Origin of the sequence: Pseudomonas sp. NBB (assembly GCF_032701105.1) — a bacterium.
Taxonomy (GTDB): domain Bacteria; phylum Pseudomonadota; class Gammaproteobacteria; order Pseudomonadales; family Pseudomonadaceae; genus Aquipseudomonas; species Aquipseudomonas asiatica.
Genome location: NZ_CP103994.1, coordinates 5,166,656 through 5,188,271, shown reverse-complemented (window position 1 = coordinate 5,188,271; position 21,616 = coordinate 5,166,656). Strand labels below are relative to the sequence as shown.

Here is a 21,616-nt window from a genome sequence, read left to right as displayed (position 1 = left end):
GATTTCTTATCGTTATGAATGGCAAAGGCGACCTTCGGGTCGCCTTTGTGCTTTCTGAGGCAGAGACCTGTGTCGTTTGTGCCGGCCTCTTCGCGGGTACTGCGCAGGCTCAGGTCCGGTGAATATCCTGTGGGAGCGGGTTTACCCGCGAAGAGGCCTGAAAAAGAAGGGTTCAGGCCTTGCCGCTCACCACCATCTTGCGCGCATGCGCCAGGGATTCCTTGGTCAGGTCTATGCCGCCCAGCATCCGCGCCACTTCCTCTACTCGCTCGCGCTTGCCCAGGTTGGCCACGGCGGTGTGGGTGGTGTCGCTGTTGCGCACCTTGTGCACGAACAGGTGGTGATGCCCTTGTGCCGCCACCTGCGGCAGGTGGGTTACGGTCAGCACTTGGCCTCGCTCGCCCAGGCGGCGCAGCAATTGGCCGACGATTTCGGCAGTAGGCCCGCCGATACCGACGTCGACTTCGTCGAACACCAGGGTGGGAATGCGCGAGGTCTGCGCGGTAATCACCTGGATCGCCAGGCTGATGCGGGACAGTTCACCGCCTGAGGCCACCTTGGCCAGGCCCTTGAGCGGTTGGCCAGGGTTGGCGCTGACCAGTAGCTCGATCTGCTCCAGGCCATGGGGCGAAAGGTCTGCTCCTTCATTGGGTGTGAGTGCGATACAGAAGCGCCCGCCAGGCATGCCCAGGCGCTGGATCTCCTGCTCGACGGCCACCGCCAACTGTTGGGCGGCCTGCTGGCGCAGCGCGCTGAGCTCGAGCGCCTTCTCTTTATAATGCTGGGCAAAAGCGGCCAGTTCTTCACCCAATCGCTCGATCGACTCATCACTAGCGTTCAGGCCCTCCAGCTCTTCCATCAGTTGCTGCTGCAGGTGGGGCAGTTCGGTTGGGTGCACTCGGTGTTTGCGTGCCAGCGTATAGATAGTGTCGAGGCGTTCTTCCAATGCCTGCAGGCGTATGGGATCGGCGTCGAAGTTGTCGAGGAAACGATTGAGCTCGCCCACGGCTTCCTCGACCTGAATCTGCGCGCTGGCGATCAGGTTGGCCGCTTCGCCCAGTGCCTTTGGCGAGTTGGGGGCGGCACCCAGGCGGTTGAGGCTGGAGGTGAGGGCGCTGAGCACGTTGCCCGAATCGCTTTCGCTGCACTGGTCGATGACCTGGCGGCAGATGCCGAACAAGGCTTCGGCGCTGGTCAGGTTCTTGTGTTCCTGCTCCAACTGCTCCAGTTCGTATTCACCCAGGCCGAGGTTGTCCAGTTCCTCCAGCTGGTAGCTCAGCAGCTGATGGCGGGCGCGCTGCTCATCGCCGGAGTTGGACAGGCGCTCCAGCTCCAGGCGGGTCTGGTTCCAGCGCTTGGCCGCCAGCTGTACCTGACGGGCCAGGTCGATGGCGCCGGCGTACTCGTCGAGCAGGCGGCGATGGGTGTCGGTCTTGAGTAGTGACTGGTGCTCGTGCTGACTGTGGATATCGATCAGCAGCTCGCCCAGTGCCTTGAGGTCGCCGAGCGGGCAGGGGGTGCCATTGATGTAGCCGCGGCTGCGGCCTTCGGCGGTGATCACCCTGCGCAGGATGCACAGGCCGTCGTTGTCCAGGTCACGCTCGGCCAGCCAGACATGCGCCTCGGGGATGTCCACCAGGTCGAAGGTGGCGAGGATGTCTGCCTTGTCCGTGCCGGGGCGCACCACGCCACTGTCGGCCCGGTCGCCCAGGGCCAGACCGAGGGCATCGAGCATGATCGATTTGCCTGCACCAGTCTCACCGGTGATGACGGACATGCCTCGGGCGATCTCGAGGTCGAGGTGCTCAACGATGGCGTAGTTGTGAATGGACAGGTGCACCAGCATGGGGCGGCTCCCGAAAGTCAGGTCTGGTTATTTATACAGTACTTTTTTCAGGCCTGCCAATGCCCCTTGGCAGATTCTGTTGCAGCCGGGAAAACGACCTTGCCCCTTGAAGCTGGTTTTTCCGGCCCCATATAGCCGACATCAAAGGCGAGCCTGGCTCGCAGTCCACAAAATTGCGCAGGAGAGACCCCATGGCTGACGAACAGCTGAACGAGAAAGACCTTAACGTCGAAGAGACCGGTGCAGGTAATGCTGCCGATGCCCGCGTCCTGGAACTCGAGGAGCAGCTGGCCGCCGCCAAGGACCAGGCGCTGCGCGCCGTTGCCGACGTGCAGAACGCTCGTCGTCGTGCCGAGCAGGATGTCGAGAAAGCCCACAAGTTTGCCCTCGAGAAGTTCTCGGGCGACCTGCTGCCGGTGATCGACAGCCTGGAGCTGGCCCTGGCGCACTCCAGTGCCGACGATGAGCACGTCAAGCAGATCCGCGAGGGTGTCGAGCTGACCCTGAAGATGTTCCAGGACACTCTCAAGCGCTACAACCTCGAAGCAGTCGACCCGCACGGCCAGCCGTTCAACCCAGAGCACCACCAGGCCATGGCCATGCAGGAAAACGCCGAAGTGGAGCCGAACAGCGTGCTGAACGTGTTCCAGAAGGGCTATCTGCTCAACGGTCGCCTGCTGCGCCCCGCCATGGTGGTGGTCAGCAAGGCGCCAAGCGCGGCGCAACCCTCGATCAATGAAAAGGCTTGAAATCCATCCGGGCATCCCCATTTAGGTGTCAAGCCTTCAAGTATTACCGCAGTTGGCCAAAGTAGTCGCTGCTACCAAATTCAAGTTTCGGGAGAGTTAACATGGGTAAAATCATCGGTATCGACCTGGGGACCACCAACTCGTGCGTCTCTGTTCTGGAAAACGGTAACGTCAAGGTCATCGAAAACGCCGAAGGTGCGCGTACCACCCCTTCGATCGTGGCCTACGCCAACGACGGCGAAATCCTGGTTGGTCAGTCGGCCAAGCGTCAGGCGGTCACCAACCCGCACAACACTCTGTTCGCAGTGAAGCGCCTGATCGGCCGCCGCTTCGAAGAAGATGTTGTACAGAAAGACATCAAGCTGGTGCCTTACAAGATCGTCAAGGCCAGCAATGGCGACGCCTGGGTACAGGCCAGTGGCAAGGACATGGCTCCGCCGCAGATCAGCGCCGAAGTCCTGAAGAAAATGAAGAAAACCGCCGAAGACTACCTCGGCGAGCCAGTTACCGAAGCGGTCATCACCGTTCCGGCCTACTTCAATGACAGTCAGCGTCAGGCCACCAAGGATGCCGGTCGCATCGCTGGCCTGGATGTAAAACGCATCATCAACGAGCCAACTGCCGCTGCACTGGCTTACGGCATGGACAAGGCCAAGGGCGACCACACCGTCATCGTTTATGACCTGGGTGGTGGTACCTTCGACGTTTCGGTCATCGAGATTGCCGAAGTCGATGGTGAGCACCAGTTCGAAGTACTGGCTACCAACGGCGACACCTTCCTGGGTGGCGAAGACTTCGACATGCGCCTGATCGACTACCTCGTCGACGAGTTCAAGAAAGAGTCCGGCATGGACCTGAAGAACGATCCGCTGGCACTGCAGCGCCTGAAAGAAGCCGCTGAAAAGGCCAAGATCGAACTGTCCTCCGCTCAGTCGACCGACGTAAACCTGCCGTACATCACTGCAGACGCTACCGGTCCGAAGCACCTGAACGTGAAGATTTCCCGCGCCAAGCTGGAATCGCTGGTCGAAGACCTGGTTGCCCGTACCATCGAGCCTTGCCGTATCGCCCTGAAGGACGCCGGTATCGATGCAAGCAAGATCGACGACGTGATCCTGGTCGGTGGCCAGACCCGTATGCCGCTGGTGCAGAAAGCCGTTGCCGACTTCTTCGGTAAAGAAGCGCGCAAGGACGTCAACCCGGACGAAGCCGTGGCCATGGGTGCTGCTATCCAGGGCGCGGTGCTGGCTGGTGACGTCAAAGACGTACTGCTGCTGGACGTCAGCCCGCTGACCCTTGGTATCGAAACCATGGGTGGCGTGATGACTTCGCTGATCGAGAAGAACACCACCATCCCGACCAAGAAGTCGCAGGTGTTCTCGACTGCCGACGACAACCAGGGTGCCGTGACCATTCACGTGCTGCAGGGTGAGCGCAAGCAGGCTGCACAGAACAAGTCGCTGGGCAAGTTCGACCTGGCTGACATTCCGCCGGCTCCACGTGGCGTTCCACAGATCGAAGTAACCTTCGACATCGACGCCAACGGCATCCTGCACGTCAGTGCCAAGGACAAGGCCACTGGCAAGTCGCAGTCGATCGTGATCAAGGCCAACTCCGGCCTGTCGGACGAAGAGATCGAGCGCATGGTGCGTGACGCCGAGGCCAACGCCGAGGAAGACCGCAAGTTCGAAGAGCTGGCCGCTGCCCGTAACCAGGGTGACGCGCTGGTTCACTCGACCCGCAAGATGGTCGCTGACGCTGGTGACAAGGTTACCGCTGAAGAGAAAGCCGCCATCGAGGCTGCCGTTGTTGCCCTGGAAGCCGCTGTCAAAGGCGACGACAAGGCTGCCATCGACGCCAAGGTCGAGGAGCTGTCCGAGGTTTCGGCGCCGGTTGCCCAGAAGATGTACGCCGAGCAGTCGGCCGAACAGCCTCAGGGCGGCGCACAGCAGGCCGAGCCGGAAGCCAAGCACGATGACGTGGTTGACGCTGAGTTCGAAGAAGTGAAAGACAACAACAAGCAGTAATCCCTGCATGTTGTCGGCCAGTTCACCGCCGTTTGGTGGTGAGCTGGTAGGATGTCGCCGCGCGGGGGCTTGCTCCCGCGTTGGCGTATCTGGAATTCGAGAATTTTTACAGCATCTGTCAGTGGCCCTGGTGGGCAAATGGCGGGTGCTGATGGCGCGGCGTAGATGCCAGACGCCCAACAAGGTGCAAATGACCTATGTCCAAGCGTGATTATTATGAGGTATTGGGTGTCGAGCGCGGCGCCAGCGAATCAGACCTCAAGAAGGCTTACCGTCGCCTGGCGATGAAGTACCATCCGGACCGCAACCCAGGCGACAAAGAGTCGGAAGACAAGTTCAAGGAGGCCAACGAGGCCTACGAAGTGCTGTCTGACGCCAGCAAGCGTGCTGCGTTCGACCAGTACGGTCATGCGGGTGTGGATCCAAGCATGGGTGGTGGTGGCGCCGGTTTCGGTGGTGCCAACTTCTCCGACATCTTCGGTGATGTGTTCAGCGACTTCTTCGGGGGTGGCCGTGGCGGCTCGCGTGGTGGTGCTCAGCGCGGCAGTGACCTGCGCTACACCCTGGAACTGAACCTGGAAGAAGCGGTACGTGGCACCACGGTCAGCATCCGTGTGCCCACGCTGGTCAACTGCCAGCCGTGCGACGGCTCCGGTGCCAAGAAGGGCTCGACCCCATCTACCTGCCCGACTTGTGGCGGTATCGGCCAGGTGCGCATGCAGCAAGGCTTCTTCTCGGTACAGCAGACCTGCCCGCGCTGCCATGGCCAGGGCAAGATCATTACCGACCCATGCACCTCGTGCCACGGCGAAGGCCGTGTCGAGGAATACAAGACGCTGTCGGTCAAGGTGCCGGCAGGTGTCGATACTGGCGACCGCATCCGCCTGTCGGGCGAGGGCGAGGCTGGTACCCATGGTGGCCCGACCGGCGACCTGTATGTAGTGATCAACGTGCGTGAGCACGAGATCTTCCAGCGTGATGGCAAGCACCTGTACTGCGAAGTGCCAATCAGCTACACCGATGCTGCCTTGGGTGGCGAACTGGAGGTGCCGACCCTCGATGGTCGGGTGAAGCTGAAGATCCCGGAGGGTACCCAGACCGGCAAGCAGTTCCGCCTGCGCGGCAAGGGTGTTGCTCCGGTGCGCGGTGGTGGTGCGGGCGACCTGCTCTGTCGTGTAGCGGTGGAAACCCCGGTCAATCTCAGCCGTCGTCAGCGCGAGTTGCTCGAAGAGCTGCGTGATTCGCTGGAAGGCGATAGCTCTCACTCGCCCAAGGCCAGTGGCTGGTTCGATGGCGTGAAGCGCTTCTTCGGCGATCTCTGACAAGGAAATGGCTATGCGACGTATTGCAGTGATGGGCGCGGCAGGGCGGATGGGCAAGACCCTCGTCGAGGCCGTGCAGCAACAGGCCCCCCAAGCGGGCCTGACGGCGGCGATAGACCGCCCGGACAGCTCGCTGGTTGGGGCTGATGCCGGTGAGTTGGCGGCCCTGGGTCGTATTGGTGTGCCGATTTCCGACGACCTGTCCAAGGTGGTCGACGAGTTCGACGTGCTGATCGATTTCACACACCCTTCGGTGACCCTGAAGAACCTGGCGTTCTGCCGCAAGGCGGGCAAGGCCATGGTCATTGGCACTACTGGCTTCACGCCGGAAGAGAAGCAGCAGTTGGCCGAAGCCGGCAAGGAAATCCCGATCGTTTTTGCCGCCAACTTCAGCGTCGGCGTCAACCTGTGCCTTAAGCTGCTGGATACCGCAGCGCGCGTGCTGGGTGACGATGTGGATATCGAAATCCTCGAAGCGCACCACCGGCACAAGGTCGATGCGCCGTCGGGCACCGCGCTGCGCATGGGTGAAGTGGTTGCCCAGGCGCTGGGTCGCAACCTGCAGGAAGTGGCCGTGTATGGCCGTGAAGGGCAGACCGGTGCACGTGAGCGTCAGACCATCGGCTTCGCCACCGTGCGTGCTGGAGATGTGGTGGGTGATCATACCGTGCTGTTCGCCGCTGAAGGCGAGCGCGTCGAGATTACCCACAAGGCTTCCAGCCGCATGACCTTTGCCAAGGGCGCCGTGCGTGCGGCGCTGTGGCTGGACGGGCGCGAGCCTGGCCTGTACGACATGCAGGATGTGCTCGAGCTGCGTTAAGCAGTTTGAACTGTGTTGGCTTCTTCGCGGGTAAACCCGCTCCTACAGGTACAGCGTTGCCCAGGCATGGCTCTATCCCTGTAGGAGCGGGTTTACCCGCGAAGAAGCCGGCACAGATGTCAGCCTGTCGCATTGATGTGTTTTAGAGGCACATCCGCGGTAGACCGAAAACGCACTTTTCTGTAAGCTACAGCTTTAGTGTGTCCACTAAAAGCGCGCAGCGAATTGAATTCAGCACATGAAAGCGGGGTGACGTGTCCATACGTCACTCCGCTTTTTTGCAACCTGCGATCGCCCTTTCATGCTTGATTTACGGGAGGTCTTCTTGACAAAGCCAGCCATACTCGCCCTTGCCGACGGCAGTATTTTCCGCGGTGAAGCTATCGGTGCCGACGGTCAGACCGTTGGTGAGGTGGTATTCAACACCGCTATGACCGGCTACCAGGAAATCCTTACAGACCCTTCCTATGCGCAGCAAATCGTTACCCTGACCTACCCGCACATCGGCAATACCGGTACTACCCCGGAAGACGCCGAGTCGAACCGCGTCTGGTCCGCTGGCCTGGTCATTCGTGACCTGCCGCTGCTGGCCAGCAACTGGCGTAACACCCAGTCGCTGCCTGAGTACCTCAAGGCCAACAACGTCGTCGCCATCGCCGGCATCGACACCCGTCGCCTGACCCGAATCCTGCGTGAAAAGGGCGCTCAGAACGGTTGCATCCTCGCCGGTGACAACATCAGCGAAGAAGCCGCCATCGCCGCTGCCCGCGCCTTCCCGGGCCTGAAGGGCATGGATCTGGCCAAGGTCGTTTCCACCAAGGAACGCTACGAGTGGCGCTCCAGCGTGTGGGAGCTGAAGACCGACAGCCATCCGACCATCGAAGCCGCTGACCTGCCTTACCACGTGGTCGCCTTCGACTACGGCGTCAAGCTGAACATCCTGCGCATGCTGGTTGCCCGTGGCTGCCGCGTGACCGTGGTGCCGGCCCAGACTCCGGCCAGCGAAGTGCTGGCACTCAACCCGGACGGCGTTTTCCTGTCCAACGGCCCTGGTGACCCCGAGCCTTGCGACTACGCCATCCAGGCGATCAAGGAAATCCTCGAGACCGAGATCCCGGTATTCGGTATCTGCCTGGGCCACCAGCTGCTGGCCCTGGCTTCTGGCGCCAAGACCGTGAAAATGGGCCATGGCCACCACGGTGCCAACCATCCGGTCCAGGATCTGGACACCGGTGTGGTCATGATCACCAGCCAGAACCACGGCTTTGCCGTTGACGAGGCCACCCTGCCGGGTAACGTCCGCGCCATCCACAAGTCGCTGTTCGACGGCACCCTGCAGGGTATCGAGCGCACCGACAAGAGCGCGTTCAGCTTCCAGGGCCACCCTGAAGCGAGCCCAGGCCCGACCGACGTCGCGCCACTGTTCGATCGTTTCATCGATGCCATGGCCAAGCGCCGCTGAGCATCCTGCTTCAAGGCCCCGGGCCGGCTTGCGCCGCGCCCGGAAGCGCCTGACCCAGATTGTTCAAAGCGGCTTGCCGACTGACCCCGGATTTGAGTGACAACCATGCCAAAACGTACAGACATCAAAAGCATCCTGATTCTTGGCGCTGGCCCGATCGTGATCGGCCAGGCCTGCGAATTCGACTACTCCGGCGCCCAGGCCTGTAAAGCCCTGCGCGAGGAAGGTTTCCGCGTCATCCTGGTGAACTCCAACCCAGCCACCATCATGACCGACCCGGCCATGGCCGACGCCACCTACATCGAGCCGATCAAGTGGCAGTCGGTGGCCAAGATCATCGAGAAAGAGCGCCCGGACGCACTGTTGCCGACCATGGGTGGCCAGACTGCACTGAACTGCGCCCTGGACCTGGAGCGCCACGGCGTTCTGGAAAAGTTCGGCGTGGAAATGATCGGTGCCAATGCCGACACCATCGACAAGGCCGAAGACCGCTCGCGCTTCGACAAGGCCATGAAGGACATCGGCCTGGAGTGCCCGCGCTCCGGTATCGCCCACAGCATGGAAGAAGCCAACGCCGTCCTCGAGCGCCTGGGCTTCCCGTGCATCATCCGTCCGTCGTTCACCATGGGCGGCACCGGTGGTGGTATCGCCTACAACCGTGAAGAATTCGAAGAAATCTGCGCCCGTGGCCTGGACCTGTCGCCGACCAAGGAACTGCTGATCGACGAATCGCTGATCGGCTGGAAGGAATACGAGATGGAGGTTGTCCGCGACAAGAAGGACAACTGCATCATCGTCTGCTCGATCGAGAACTTCGATCCGATGGGCGTGCACACCGGTGACTCGATCACTGTCGCCCCGGCACAGACCCTGACCGACAAGGAATACCAGATCATGCGCAACGCCTCCCTGGCGGTGCTGCGTGAAATCGGTGTTGAAACCGGCGGCTCCAACGTTCAGTTCGGTATCTGCCCGAACACAGGCCGCATGGTCGTGATCGAGATGAACCCGCGCGTTTCGCGTTCCTCGGCGCTGGCCTCCAAGGCCACTGGCTTCCCGATCGCCAAGATCGCTGCCAAGCTGGCTGTCGGTTACACCCTCGACGAACTGCAGAACGACATCACCGGCGGCCGCACCCCGGCCTCCTTCGAGCCGTCGATCGACTACGTCGTCACCAAGCTGCCGCGCTTCGCCTTCGAGAAATTCCCGAAAGCCGACGCCCGCCTGACCACCCAGATGAAGTCCGTGGGTGAAGTCATGGCCATCGGCCGTACCTTCCAGGAGTCTCTGCAGAAAGCTCTGCGCGGCCTGGAAGTCGGCGCCTGCGGCCTCGACCCGAAAGTCGACCTGGCCAACCCTGAAGCCAGCAGCATCCTCAAGCGCGAGCTGACCGTACCGGGCGCCGAGCGTATCTGGTACGTGGCTGACGCCATGCGTGCCGGCATGACCTGCGAGCAGATCTTCGACCTGACCGGCATCGACATGTGGTTCCTGGTGCAGATGGAAGACCTGATCAAGGAAGAAGAGAAGGTCAAGACCCTGGCCCTGTCGTCGATCGACAAGGACTACATGCTGCGCCTCAAGCGCAAGGGCTTCTCTGACCAGCGCCTGGCCAAGCTGTTGGGTATCACCGACAAGAACCTGCGCCGTCACCGCCACAAGCTGGAAGTGTTCCCGGTGTACAAGCGCGTCGACACCTGCGCTGCCGAATTCGCTACCGACACCGCCTACCTGTACTCCACCTATGAGGAAGAGTGCGAGGCCAACCCGTCGACCCGCGACAAGATCATGATCCTGGGTGGCGGCCCTAACCGTATCGGCCAGGGTATCGAGTTCGACTACTGCTGCGTACACGCCGCACTGGCGCTGCGTGAAGACGGTTACGAGACCATCATGGTCAACTGCAACCCGGAAACCGTCTCCACCGACTACGACACTTCCGACCGCCTGTACTTCGAGCCGCTGACCCTGGAAGACGTGCTGGAAGTGTGCCGCGTCGAGAAGCCGAAAGGCGTGATTGTCCACTACGGTGGCCAGACCCCGCTGAAACTGGCCCGCGCCCTGGAAGAAGCTGGCGTACCGATCATCGGTACCAGCCCGGATGCCATCGACCGCGCTGAAGACCGCGAGCGCTTCCAGCAGATGGTTCAGCGCCTGAGCCTGCTGCAGCCGCCAAACGCCACCGTGCGCAGCGAAGAAGAAGCCATCAGCGCTGCTGGCGGCATCGGCTATCCGCTGGTAGTGCGCCCGTCCTACGTACTGGGCGGCCGTGCCATGGAAATCGTCTACGAGCTGGACGAGCTCAAGCGCTACCTGCGCGAAGCTGTGCAGGTGTCCAACGACAGCCCGGTACTGCTCGACCACTTCCTCAACTGCGCCATCGAGATGGACGTGGATGCGGTGTGCGACGGCACCGATGTGGTGATCGGCGCCATCATGCAGCACATCGAGCAGGCCGGCGTTCACTCCGGCGACTCGGCATGCTCCCTGCCACCGTACTCGCTGAGCAAGGAAGTGCAGGACGAAGTCCGCGTACAGGTCAAGAAAATGGCCCTGGAGCTGGGCGTGGTCGGCCTGATGAACGTGCAACTGGCCCTGCAGGGCGACAAGATCTACGTGATTGAAGTCAACCCGCGCGCCTCGCGTACCGTGCCGTTCGTCTCCAAGTGCATCGGCACCTCCCTGGCGATGATCGCGGCCCGCGTCATGGCCGGCAAAACCCTGAAAGAGCTGGGCTTCACCCAGGAAATCATCCCGAACTTCTACAGCGTCAAGGAAGCCGTCTTCCCGTTCGCCAAGTTCCCGGGGGTTGACCCGATCCTCGGCCCTGAGATGAAATCGACCGGTGAAGTCATGGGTGTCGGTGACAGCTTCGGTGAAGCCTTCGCCAAGGCCCAGATGGGTGCCAGCGAAGTACTGCCGACCGGCGGTACCGCATTCATCAGCGTGCGTGACGACGACAAGCCGCAAGTGGCTGGCGTTGCCCGCGACCTGATCGCCCTGGGCTTCGAAGTGGTTGCAACTGCCGGCACTGCCAAGGTTATCGAAGCGGCTGGCCTGAAAGTGCGCCGTGTGAACAAGGTGACCGAAGGTCGCCCGCACGTGGTCGACATGATCAAGAACGACGAAGTGTCGCTGATCATCAACACCACCGAAGGCCGCCAGTCGATCGCCGATTCCTACTCGATTCGTCGCAATGCGCTGCAGCACAAGATTTACTGCACCACTACCATTGCGGCCGGTGAAGCCATCTGCGAGGCGCTGAAATTCGGTCCGGAAAAGACCGTTCGTCGTCTGCAGGATCTGCATGCAGGACTGAAAGCATGAGCATTACCAAGTACCCGATGACCGTCCAGGGCGCTCGCGCCCTGGAAGAGGAGCACCTGTTCCTGAGCAAGACCGAGCGCCCGCGCCTGAGCCAGGCCATCGGCGAAGCACGTGAACTGGGCGACCTCAAGGAAAACGCCGAATACCATGCCGCCCGTGAAGAGCAGGGCATGGTCGAGGCACGTATCCGCGATATCGAAGGCCGCCTGCAGAACTCGGTGGTGATCGACGTGACTACCATCCCTCACACCGGCAAGGTGATTTTCGGTACCACCGTGGTACTGGCCAACACCGAAACCGATGAAGAGGTGTCCTACCAGATCGTCGGCGAGGATGAAGCCGACGTTAAACAGGGCAAGCTCTCGAGCGGAGCGCCGATTGCCCGTGCCATCATCGGCAAGGAAGAAGGTGATACTGTCGTCGTCAAGACGCCTAGCGGCACGGTCGAGTACGAGATTGTCGAAGTCAAGCACATCTGACCGGCGCCTGCGGGCGCCATCCCTCGAGGGGATCCTATGGCAGCTGGCCCAGGTTTTCTGGGTCGGTGGCTTGTGGGTGTTTCACGTGGGGTTGGTGCCCGCGCTCAAGGTCAGTGGCCTGGCGCCGCTGCTGGTGCAGGATATCGCCGGGCAGATCGACCGCTGGTTGATCGGTGTGGCGCTGCTTGGCTTGTTGACCCAGCTGGCGGTGCTGGCAAGGGTGGACGGCCTGTCGGCCTGGTGGCAGCAGTTCCGTGGCCAGATGCTGTTGCTCGGCTTCGGTGCCTGCGTGGGGTATTACACCTTGCGCTACGGTATTTCCGTTGGCGAGCGCTGGCAGCTGCTCTGTTTCCTGGTGCTGGGCTTTTCCGGCATCGTGCTGGTGGCCCAGCCGGTTCCGGTCAAGGTGCGCCGCTAAGCGGCTCGAGATCGCTGGGGCCGCTTCGCGGCCCATCGCCGGCAAGCCGGCTCCCACACCGACCGCATCGAATTCAGGCCATGCGCCGTACCTGTGGGAGCTGGCTTGCCAGCGATGGGCTGCGCAGCAGCCCCTTTGCCGTTACTTGTAACGGTGGATATTGGACAGCTGCTTGTTCGGCTGTGGGTTCTTGCGGTAGATCAGCGCTTTCTTGCCGATGGTCTGCACCAGTTCGGCACGGCCGGCCTTGCACAGTTCGGCAATGGTCTCGGCGCGCTCTTCGCGGTCTTCCGAGCGAATTTCGACCTTGATCAGCTCATGGTCGACCAAGGCGCGCTCCAGTTCGGCGATGACGCCTTCATTCAAACCGTTGCCAGCGACGATCAGGACCGGCTTCAGGTCATGACCAATGGACTTGTATTGCTTCTTCTGCTCGTTATTGAGCGGCATAATCTGACCCTTTCCGTCTGATTCTGTAAAATTGACCGGCATTTTACCCGAGGGCCACCGGCTCCGCCCAGTCAATCACGACGCATATCATCGAGGTGCCCCGTGGTACAACGTTCCAAAAGCAGCGCAAACTGGCTGCGAGAGCATTTCAACGATCCTTTTGTGAAACAGGCACAAAAGGACGGCTACCGCTCGCGTGCGAGCTACAAACTGCTGGAGATCCAGGAAAAGGACCGGCTGATCCGCCCAGGTATGAGCGTGATCGATCTCGGCGCTGCTCCTGGTGGCTGGTCGCAGGTGACCAGTCGTCTGATTGGTGGCCAGGGCCGCCTGATCGCGTCCGACATCCTGGAGATGGACTCGATCCCTGATGTGACCTTCATCCAGGGCGATTTCACCCAGGATGAAGTGCTGCAGCGCATTCTCGAGGCCGTCGGCGATTCGCACGTAGACCTTGTGATTTCCGACATGGCCCCCAATATGAGTGGTACGCCTGCGGTGGACATGCCGCGTGCCATGTTCCTCTGCGAGCTGGCCCTCGATCTGGCAACCCGCGTGCTAAAGCCCGGCGGCGATTTCCTGATCAAGATTTTCCAGGGCGAAGGTTTTGACGTGTACCTCAAGGACGTGCGCAGCAAGTTCGACAAGGTGCAGATGCGCAAGCCGTCGTCGTCGCGTGACCGTTCCCGCGAGCAGTACCTGCTGGGCAGGGGTTTCAAAGGGGCATGAAAGGCGTGAAGCGTGGTGGCCGATAGTTATTTCCAATCGGCCGCCGCGTCAGGATCGTCCGAACTTCGTGTAGTCTAGCTTTCACAAAGGGTTACAGACGGTGCCTGCGGCTGCGTAGGTAATGTAGTAAGTTAGGGCGATGAATATCATGCGAGGAACGGCTGCGTCGTGCGCCGACCTCAGAGGGTAGCGAATTGAACGACATGGCAAAGAATCTGATCCTGTGGTTGATCATCGCAGCTGTCCTGGTGACAGTGATGAACAACTTCTCCAGCCCTAACGAGCCGCAGACCCTCAACTATTCCGACTTCATCCAGCAGGTCAAGGATGGCAAGGTCGAGCGTGTGACCGTCGACGGCTACATCATCACCGGCAAGCGCGCCGATGGCGACAATTTCAAGACCGTGCGTCCGGCCATTACCGACAACGGCCTGATTGGCGACCTGGTCGACAATCACGTCATCATCGAAGGCAAGCAGCCTGAGCAGCAGAGCATCTGGACACAGCTGCTGGTAGCGAGCTTCCCGATCCTGGTGATCATCGCCGTGTTCATGTTCTTCATGCGCCAGATGCAGGGCGGAGCGGGGGGCAAGGGCGGGCCGATGAGTTTCGGCAAGAGCAAGGCGCGCCTGTTGTCTGAAGACCAGGTCAAGACTACCCTGGCCGACGTTGCAGGTTGCGACGAAGCCAAGGAAGAAGTCGGCGAGCTGGTCGAGTTCCTGCGCGACCCGGGCAAGTTCCAGCGCCTGGGCGGCCGTATCCCGCGTGGCGTGCTGATGGTCGGCCCGCCCGGTACCGGTAAGACCTTGCTAGCCAAGGCCATCGCCGGCGAGGCGAAGGTGCCTTTCTTCACCATTTCCGGTTCGGACTTCGTGGAAATGTTCGTCGGTGTCGGTGCCAGCCGTGTGCGCGACATGTTCGAACAGGCCAAGAAGCACGCCCCGTGCATCATCTTCATCGACGAGATCGACGCCGTTGGTCGCCACCGTGGCGCTGGCATGGGTGGTGGTCACGACGAGCGTGAGCAAACCCTCAACCAGTTGCTGGTGGAGATGGACGGCTTCGAGATGAACGATGGCATCATCGTCATCGCCGCTACCAACCGTCCGGACGTGCTCGACCCGGCGCTGCTGCGCCCCGGCCGCTTCGACCGTCAGGTGGTGGTGGGCCTGCCGGACATTCGTGGTCGCGAACAGATCCTCAAGGTACACATGCGCAAGGTGCCGGTCGGCGAGAACGTCAACCCGGCGGTCATTGCCCGTGGTACCCCTGGCTTCTCCGGTGCGGACCTGGCCAACCTGGTCAACGAGGCCTCGCTGTTTGCCGCGCGCGCCAACAAGCGCCTGGTCGAAATGAAAGAGTTCGAACTGGCCAAGGACAAGATCATGATGGGCGCCGAGCGCAAGACCATGGTCATGTCCGAGAAAGAAAAGCAGAACACTGCCTACCACGAGGCTGGCCACGCCATTGTCGGTCGCCTGGTGCCTGAGCACGATCCGGTCTACAAGGTTTCGATCATTCCGCGTGGCCGTGCCCTGGGCGTGACCATGTTCCTGCCGGAAGAAGACCGCTACAGCCTGTCCAAGCGCGCACTGATCAGCCAGATCTGCTCGCTGTACGGGGGCCGTATTGCCGAGGAAATGACCTTGGGCTTCGACGGCGTCACTACCGGTGCGTCCAACGACATCATGCGTGCCAGCCAGATCGCCCGCAACATGGTGACCAAGTGGGGCCTTTCCGAGAAACTCGGGCCGCTGATGTACGCCGAGGAAGAAGGCGAGGTGTTCCTGGGTCGCAGTGCTGCGAGCCAGCACGCCAGCGTTTCCGGCGAAACTGCCAAGCTGATCGACTCGGAAGTGCGCAGCATCATCGACCAGTGCTACGCCACGGCCAAGCAGCTGCTCACCGACAACCGTGACAAGCTCGATGCCATGGCCGAAGCGCTGATGAAGTACGAGACCATCGACGCCGAGCAGATTGACGATATCATGGCTGGCCGTACCCCCCGCGAACCGCGCGACTGGGATGATGACTCGGCTTCGGGCAAACCAGCTGCCCAGGGTGATCGCCCGGAATCGCCGATCGGCGGTCCAGCGGCTCAACACTAAGGGCATCTATGAGCTCAGTGCAGTACCCGACCCGGTTGCCTTGCGGCAACCGGGTTCTTGATTTGTCGCGTACCCATGTCATGGGTATTCTCAATATCACCCCTGATTCCTTCTCTGATGGCGGGCGCTTCAACCAGCGCGACGAGGCGTTGCGTCATGCCGAAGCGATGGTTGCCGCAGGTGCCACGCTGATCGACATCGGCGGAGAGTCCACGCGGCCGGGTGCGCGCGCGGTATCGGTGACCGAGGAGCTGGAGCGGGTGGCCCCCATGGTCGAGGCGATCAACAACCGACTCGACGTGGTCATCTCGGTCGATACCTCCACGCCAGCCGTCATGCGTGAATCGGCGCGCCTCGGTGCAGGGTTGATCAACGACGTGCGTGCTCTGGAGCGCGATGGCGCCCTGGACGCAGCCGCGGATACCGGCCTGCCGGTGTGCCTCATGCACATGCGTGGCGAGCCGGGTAACATGCAGGACGACCCGCATTACGAAGATGTGACCGCCGACGTTACGCGCTACCTTGAACAGCGAATGGTCGCCTGCGCCGCGGCGGGCATCGACGCAAACAGAATCATCCTTGATCCGGGCTTTGGTTTCGCCAAGACACTGGCGCACAATCTGAGCCTGTTCAAGCACATGGAAGCGCTCTATCGCCTTGGGCGCCCGCTGCTGGTGGGTGTTTCACGCAAGAGCATGATCGGCCTGACGCTGGAACGTCCGGTTGGCGAGCGGTTGTATGGCAGCCTTGCGCTGGCGGCGTTGGCCATGACCAAGGGGGCGAGCATCCTTCGTGTCCATGACGTGGCAGAAACCGTTGATGTGGTGCGCATGATCGCTGCGGTGCAAAACGCCGAATAAGAACATTGGAGTCCCTATGAGCAGAAAATACTTTGGTACCGACGGCATTCGTGGCCGCGTCGGCGAATACCCGATCACGCCTGACTTCATGCTGAAGCTTGGCTGGGCGGCCGGCATGGCCTTCCGCAAGCAAGGCCACTGCCGAGTGCTGGTTGGCAAGGACACGCGTATCTCCGGCTACATGTTCGAGTCCGCACTCGAAGCCGGCCTGTCCGCGGCAGGTGCCGATGTGATGCTGCTCGGGCCGATGCCTACGCCGGCCATCGCCTACCTGACGCGTACCTTCCACGCCGAAGCCGGCATCGTCATCAGCGCCTCGCACAACCCGCACGATGACAATGGCATCAAGTTCTTCTCGGGCCAAGGGACCAAGCTACCGGACGAAGTCGAGTTGATGATCGAGGAATTGCTCGATCAGCCGATGACCGTTGTCGAGTCGGGCAAGCTGGGCAAGGTTTCGCGCATCAACGATGCAGCCGGCCGCTACATCGAGTTCTGCAAGAGCAGTGTGCCGACCAGCACCAGCTTCGACGGCCTCAAGCTGGTTGTCGATTGCGCCCACGGTGCCACCTACAAGGTCGCGCCAAGCGTTTTCCGCGAGCTGGGTGCCGAAGTGACCGTGCTGCATGCCCAGCCAGACGGCCTGAACATCAACGAAGGCTGTGGCTCGACTCACATCGAATCGCTGCAGGCTGCCGTGCTGGTCGGTCATGCCGACCTGGGCATCGCCTTCGACGGTGATGGCGACCGCGTGCTGATGGTCGACCACACCGGCGCCATCGTTGATGGTGACGAACTGCTGTTCATCATTGCTCGCGACCTGCAGGAGCGTGGAAAGCTGCAGGGCGGGGTGGTGGGCACGCTGATGAGCAACCTGGGCCTGGAGCTTGCGCTGAAGGAACTGGATGTTCCGTTCGTGCGGGCGAAGGTCGGTGACCGTTACGTCATGGCAGAGCTGCTGGAGCGTGAGTGGCTGGTCGGTGGCGAAAACTCCGGGCACGTCGTTTGCTGCAACCACACCACCACCGGTGATGCGATCATCGCAGCGCTGCAGGTATTGATGGCACTCAAGCGCCGTGGCGAAACTCTGGCGCAGGCTCGTCAGGCCCTGCGCAAGTGCCCGCAGGTGCTTATCAACGTGCGCTATGGCGCCAGCAAGGTCGACCCGCTGGAGCACCCGGCGGTCAAGGAGGCCAGCGCCAAGGTGACCGAGGCTTTGGCAGGCCGCGGCCGCGTGCTGCTGCGAAAATCCGGTACCGAGCCGTTGGTGCGGGTGATGGTCGAGGGCGAGGACGAAAGCCAGGTGCGTGCGCACGCAGAAGCGTTGGCCAAACTGGTCGGCGAAGTTTGTGTCTGAAGGCGCTTGCCAGCGCAGATAGGGTTGGGTACTATCTGCGCCCACTTTGACCGACGAGGTAAAGCATGCGTCGCCCTATGGTAGCTGGTAACTGGAAGATGCACGGTACCCGCGCTAGCGTCGCTGAGCTGACCGAAGGCTTGAGAAATCTGGCCTTGCCGAGCGGAGTGGAAGTCGTTGTATTTCCACCGGCCTTGTTCATCAATCAAGTGATCGATGGCCTGGCAGGTAAGGAAATTACTGTCGGCGCACAGAATTCTGCAGTACAACCCGAACAGGGTGCGCTGACCGGAGAAGTTGCTCCGGAACAGCTGGTTGAAGCAGGCTGCAAGTTGGTGTTGATTGGTCATTCGGAGCGTCGCCAGATCATTGGTGAAACCGACGAAGTGCTCAATCGCAAGTTTGCAGCGGCCCAGGCCAAAGGTTTGAAGCCAGTGCTTTGCATCGGGGAAACCCTTGAAGAGCGTGAGGCTGGCAAAACGCTCGAAGTTGTCGGGCGTCAACTAAGCAGTATCATCGAGGCATTCGGTGTTAAGGCTTTTGCCAATGCAGTAATTGCCTATGAGCCTGTATGGGCCATCGGTACCGGCCTTACGGCCACGCCACAGCAGGCCCAGGATGTGCACGCAGCCATCCGTAGCCAGTTGGCGGCAAAAGATGCTGAAGTGGCTGCGAAGGTGCAGTTGCTCTACGGCGGCAGCGTGAAGGCGGCCAATGCGGCCGAACTGTTCGGCATGCCGGATATCGATGGGGGGCTCATTGGTGGAGCTTCCCTGAACGCAGACGAATTCGGTGCAATTTGTCGCGCCGCAGGAAACTGAACAAATGCTGGAAACAGTCATCGTTGTTTTTCATCTGTTGGCAGCGCTGTCGCTTGTAGTGCTGGTTCTGTTGCAACAGGGTAAAGGTGCGGAAGCAGGTGCATCTTTCGGCGCGGGTGCTTCAAATACCGTGTTCGGGAGCCAGGGTTCTGCAACGTTTCTGAGTAAATTAACTGCTATACTCGCTGCCACTTTCTTTTTGACAGCACTTGGGTTAGGATACTTCGCGAAGCAACAAGCTCACCAGCTTAGCCAAGCAGGTCTTCCAGATCCAGCAGTGCTAGAAGTGAAAGAGCCGCAGAAACCGGCAGTTAATGATGATGTACCGGTGCTCCAGCAGCAGAAGAGCGAAACCACTCCTAACACGGGTGATGTACCTCCTCCGGCACAAGAGCAGAAGTAACGGGTTTCAAGTAGTAGTATTGCCGAGGTGGTGGAATTGGTAGACACGCAACCTTGAGGTGGTTGTGCCCATAGGGTGTAGGGGTTCGAGTCCCCTTCTCGGTACCAATTAAAGCTTGAGAGCCCGCTTTAGCGGGCTTTCTTGCAGGTGAAGGTTCGGATTTGACCCTCAAGAGGGTTCGGTCTTATACTTTTGCCCCAGCTTTGTCGCGGGGTGGAGCAGCTTGGTAGCTCGTCGGGCTCATAACCCGAAGGTCGTTGGTTCAAATCCAGCCCCCGCAACCAGCTTCAGCGGAGCCCCTTTTCAGGGGCTTTTTGCTAACCGAACAGTTTTCGGCGTCGTTGTCCAACGGCGCTTTCAGGGATGGGCGCTTCGCCCATTTTTTATTTGCACAGCATGCACGAGGGGGTTCAGGTGTCGAGCAAGCTAGAACAGTTGCAGGCCTTGTTGGCCCCGGTTGTCGAGGGTCTGGGCTATCAATGCTGGGGGATCGAATACGTTTCCCAGGGTAAGCATTCGGTACTGCGCATCTACATCGACAAGGAAGGCGGCATCCTGGTGGACGACTGCGAAGCGGTCAGCCGTCAGGCCAGCGCAATTCTCGATGTGGAAGATCCGATCAGCAGTGAATACACCCTCGAGGTGTCTTCTCCAGGCATGGATCGCCCACTGTTCACTCTGGAACAGTTTGCCTCGCATGCCGGCGAACAAGTGAAGATCAAGCTGCGCTCACCCTTCGAGGGTCGTCGTAACTTCCAGGGCCTTCTCCGCGGTGTGGAGGAGCAGGATGTGGTGGTCCAGGTGGACAATCAAGAATTCCTGTTGCCGATCGACTCGATCGACAAGGCCAATATTATTCCCAGTTTTGACTGAGACGTGCCGGGCCCGGCGGACTATCCGGGCCCAATGGCTTGCGCAAGGCGAGGCGTACGATGAGCAAAGAAGTACTGCTGGTTGTTGAATCGGTATCCAACGAAAAAGGTGTACCGCCCGGCGTCATTTTCGAAGCGCTGGAAGTGGCACTGGCCACTGCAACCAAAAAACGTTTTGAAGACGAAGTCGACCTGCGTGTGGAAATCAACCGCCACACCGGTAGCTACGAGACCTTCCGTCGCTGGACCGTGGTCGACGAAGCCGATCTTGATGATCCGGCGATCGAGACCTGGTTGAGCAAGATTCACGAAACCCACCCTGAAGCCAAGGTTGGTGACGTGATCGAAGAGAAGATCGAGTCCATCGAATTCGGTCGTATTGCCGCCCAGACCGCCAAGCAGGTCATCGTGCAGAAGGTCCGTGAGGCCGAGCGTGCCCAGGTGGTCGATGCCTACCGCGAGCGCGTTGGCGAGATCATCTCCGGTACCGTCAAAAAGGTTACCCGCGACAACGTCATCGTTGACCTGGGCAACAACGCCGAGGCCCTGCTGGCCCGCGAAGACATCATTCCGCGCGAGACCTTCCGTGTTGGCGTGCGCCTGCGTGCGCTGCTCAAGGAAATTCGCACCGAGAACCGTGGCCCACAGCTGATCCTGTCGCGCACCGCGCCACAGATGCTGATCGAGCTTTTCCGCATCGAAGTGCCGGAAATTGCCGAGGGCCTCATCGAAGTCATGGCTGCATCCCGTGATCCGGGTTCGCGAGCCAAGATCGCCGTCCGCTCCAAGGACAAGCGCATCGACCCGCAAGGCGCCTGTATCGGCATGCGTGGTTCGCGCGTCCAGGCCGTATCCGGGGAGTTGGGTGGTGAGCGTGTGGATATCGTCCTGTGGGACGATAACCCGGCGCAGTTCGTCATCAACGCCATGTCGCCGGCTGAAGTCGCGGCGATCATCGTTGATGAAGATGCCCATGCCATGGACATCGCCGTTGCCGAGGACAACCTGGCCCAGGCCATTGGTCGTGGCGGTCAGAACGTTCGCCTGGCCAGTCAGCTGACCGGCTGGACCCTGAACGTGATGACCGAGAAGGACATCCAGGCCAAGCAGCAGGCCGAAACCGGTGACATCCTGCGCAATTTCATCGATGAACTGGAAGTCGACGAGGAGCTGGCCCAAGTGCTGGTCGACGAAGGCTTCACCAGCCTCGAAGAAATTGCCTACGTACCGTTGGAAGAAATGCTCAACATCGATGGCTTTGACGAAGATATCGTCAACGAGCTCCGCGCTCGAGCCAAGGACCGTTTGTTGACCAAGGCCATCGCTACCGAAGAAAAACTGGCAGACGCCCATCCGGCTGACGACCTGCTCTCCCTCGAGGGTATGGACAAGGACCTGGCGGCGGAACTGGCGGTGCGCGGCGTGGTTAACCGCGAAGACCTGGCCGAGCAGTCGATCGACGATCTGCTCGACATCGACGGCATCGACGAAGAGCGTGCCGGCAAGTTGATCATGGCCGCCCGAGCCCACTGGTTCGAGTAATTAGGCGCGGCCTGAGGAGAGAAG

Annotated in this window: 18 protein-coding genes and 2 tRNA genes; 18 read left to right on the top strand and 2 right to left on the bottom strand. The window is 60.7% G+C overall.

Annotation, left to right across the window (positions count from 1 at the left end; genetic code table 11):
• Positions 1 to 172 precede the first annotated feature (172 nt).
• Positions 173 to 1,846, bottom strand: coding sequence for a DNA repair protein RecN (recN, locus tag NY023_RS23990; RefSeq protein ID WP_013974298.1), 1,674 nt, complete (start codon positions 1,844 to 1,846; stop codon positions 173 to 175).
• 191 nt (positions 1,847 to 2,037) lie between these two features.
• On the opposite strand from recN, the gene grpE reads away from it, so the two are divergent.
• The 8 genes from grpE (at position 2,038) to NY023_RS23950 (ending at position 12,450) form a co-directional block, all read left to right on the top strand.
• Complete coding sequence (gene grpE, locus NY023_RS23985) at positions 2,038 to 2,595, top strand: nucleotide exchange factor GrpE (RefSeq protein WP_003258073.1); 558 nt, start codon at positions 2,038 to 2,040, stop codon at positions 2,593 to 2,595.
• Between the two features lie 101 nt (positions 2,596 to 2,696).
• Positions 2,697 to 4,622, top strand: a complete 1,926-nt coding sequence (gene dnaK / locus NY023_RS23980) for a molecular chaperone DnaK (protein ID WP_013974297.1) — start codon at positions 2,697 to 2,699, stop codon at positions 4,620 to 4,622.
• A gap of 197 nt (positions 4,623 to 4,819) precedes the next feature.
• Complete coding sequence (dnaJ, locus tag NY023_RS23975) at positions 4,820 to 5,944, top strand: molecular chaperone DnaJ (protein ID WP_013974296.1); 1,125 nt, start codon at positions 4,820 to 4,822, stop codon at positions 5,942 to 5,944.
• Between the two features lie 13 nt (positions 5,945 to 5,957).
• Entirely contained in the window at positions 5,958 to 6,764 is an 807-nt protein-coding gene (dapB, locus tag NY023_RS23970) for a 4-hydroxy-tetrahydrodipicolinate reductase (RefSeq protein WP_013974295.1), read from the top strand.
• 325 nt (positions 6,765 to 7,089) lie between these two features.
• Entirely contained in the window at positions 7,090 to 8,226 is a 1,137-nt protein-coding gene (carA, locus tag NY023_RS23965) for a glutamine-hydrolyzing carbamoyl-phosphate synthase small subunit (protein ID WP_013974294.1), read from the top strand.
• 105 nt (positions 8,227 to 8,331) lie between these two features.
• Positions 8,332 to 11,553, top strand: coding sequence for a carbamoyl-phosphate synthase large subunit (gene carB / locus NY023_RS23960; RefSeq protein WP_013974293.1), 3,222 nt, complete (start codon positions 8,332 to 8,334; stop codon positions 11,551 to 11,553).
• Entirely contained in the window at positions 11,550 to 12,032 is a 483-nt protein-coding gene (greA, locus tag NY023_RS23955; protein ID WP_013974292.1) for a transcription elongation factor GreA, read from the top strand. Before carB ends, greA begins: the two co-directional genes overlap by 4 nt.
• On the top strand, positions 12,010 to 12,450 hold the full coding sequence (locus tag NY023_RS23950; protein WP_049798463.1) for a hypothetical protein: 441 nt from the start codon (positions 12,010 to 12,012) through the stop codon (positions 12,448 to 12,450). Before greA ends, NY023_RS23950 begins: the two co-directional genes overlap by 23 nt.
• A 141-nt stretch (positions 12,451 to 12,591) precedes the next feature.
• On the opposite strand, the gene yhbY is transcribed toward NY023_RS23950, so the two are convergent.
• Positions 12,592 to 12,900 (bottom strand): ribosome assembly RNA-binding protein YhbY, encoded by a 309-nt coding sequence (yhbY, locus tag NY023_RS23945; RefSeq protein ID WP_003249945.1) that lies wholly within the window; start codon positions 12,898 to 12,900, stop codon positions 12,592 to 12,594.
• A 102-nt stretch (positions 12,901 to 13,002) separates the two neighbouring features.
• On the opposite strand from yhbY, the gene rlmE reads away from it, so the two are divergent.
• The 10 genes from rlmE (at position 13,003) to nusA (ending at position 21,592) form a co-directional block, all read left to right on the top strand.
• Positions 13,003 to 13,629, top strand: a complete 627-nt coding sequence (rlmE, locus tag NY023_RS23940) for a 23S rRNA (uridine(2552)-2'-O)-methyltransferase RlmE (RefSeq protein WP_015271862.1) — start codon at positions 13,003 to 13,005, stop codon at positions 13,627 to 13,629.
• Between the two features lie 203 nt (positions 13,630 to 13,832).
• The gene (gene ftsH, locus NY023_RS23935) at positions 13,833 to 15,737 is read left to right on the top strand and encodes an ATP-dependent zinc metalloprotease FtsH (protein WP_015271861.1); all 1,905 of its coding nucleotides are present in this window, start codon (positions 13,833 to 13,835) and stop codon (positions 15,735 to 15,737) included.
• A gap of 8 nt (positions 15,738 to 15,745) precedes the next feature.
• Positions 15,746 to 16,597, top strand: a complete 852-nt coding sequence (gene folP / locus NY023_RS23930; RefSeq protein WP_023661277.1) for a dihydropteroate synthase — start codon at positions 15,746 to 15,748, stop codon at positions 16,595 to 16,597.
• Positions 16,598 to 16,613: 16 nt separating this feature from the next.
• Positions 16,614 to 17,954: a phosphoglucosamine mutase gene (gene glmM / locus NY023_RS23925; RefSeq protein ID WP_013974287.1), complete on the top strand. Its 1,341-nt coding sequence runs from the start codon at positions 16,614 to 16,616 to the stop codon at positions 17,952 to 17,954.
• 65 nt (positions 17,955 to 18,019) lie between these two features.
• Complete coding sequence (tpiA, locus tag NY023_RS23920; RefSeq protein WP_023661275.1) at positions 18,020 to 18,775, top strand: triose-phosphate isomerase; 756 nt, start codon at positions 18,020 to 18,022, stop codon at positions 18,773 to 18,775.
• A gap of 4 nt (positions 18,776 to 18,779) precedes the next feature.
• Positions 18,780 to 19,178, top strand: a complete 399-nt coding sequence (gene secG, locus NY023_RS23915) for a preprotein translocase subunit SecG (protein WP_015271857.1) — start codon at positions 18,780 to 18,782, stop codon at positions 19,176 to 19,178.
• A gap of 21 nt (positions 19,179 to 19,199) precedes the next feature.
• A tRNA-Leu gene (locus NY023_RS23910) sits at positions 19,200 to 19,285 on the top strand.
• 100 nt (positions 19,286 to 19,385) lie between these two features.
• A tRNA-Met gene (locus NY023_RS23905) sits at positions 19,386 to 19,462 on the top strand.
• A 130-nt stretch (positions 19,463 to 19,592) separates the two neighbouring features.
• On the top strand, positions 19,593 to 20,051 hold the full coding sequence (gene rimP / locus NY023_RS23900) for a ribosome maturation factor RimP (protein WP_003249960.1): 459 nt from the start codon (positions 19,593 to 19,595) through the stop codon (positions 20,049 to 20,051).
• A 59-nt stretch (positions 20,052 to 20,110) separates the two neighbouring features.
• On the top strand, positions 20,111 to 21,592 hold the full coding sequence (gene nusA, locus NY023_RS23895; protein ID WP_003258062.1) for a transcription termination factor NusA: 1,482 nt from the start codon (positions 20,111 to 20,113) through the stop codon (positions 21,590 to 21,592).
• Positions 21,593 to 21,616: the final 24 nt, after the last annotated feature.